Source organism: Pseudomonas sp. SIMBA_041, assembly GCF_046535095.1.
GTDB classification, from domain to species: Bacteria; Pseudomonadota; Gammaproteobacteria; order Pseudomonadales; family Pseudomonadaceae; genus Aquipseudomonas; species Aquipseudomonas mucoides.
The window spans coordinates 1-265 of record NZ_JAWRXJ010000424.1; the positions used below are offsets into that span (position 1 = coordinate 1).

1 protein-coding gene is annotated in these 265 nt (G+C 29.8%); it reads left to right on the plus strand.

The window, feature by feature from the left end:
- The coding region (locus SB725_RS31755; protein ID WP_410923419.1) for a hypothetical protein at nt 1–265 on the plus strand (265 nt) is incomplete at both ends.

Genomic DNA, 265 nt, shown 5'->3' on the forward strand with positions numbered 1-265 from the left:
GAAGGATATCTGCATATCAAAGATGAGTTAATAGAAGATACGAAAAACACTGAAAGGAAACTTTTAACGAACTTTTATTGTCCATTAGAAGTAATGGAAAGTAAAAACACCTTATTGATTACAGACAGTAAATCAATGTATGTGAAAATAGAGTCAAAGAATGGATTTTTTCACAATATTCCATCTTTTTATTCTGCTACATATAACGTATTCGAGGATAATACAAGCTATAGCTTTTATAACGAGTCTAAACAGGGATCTAAAG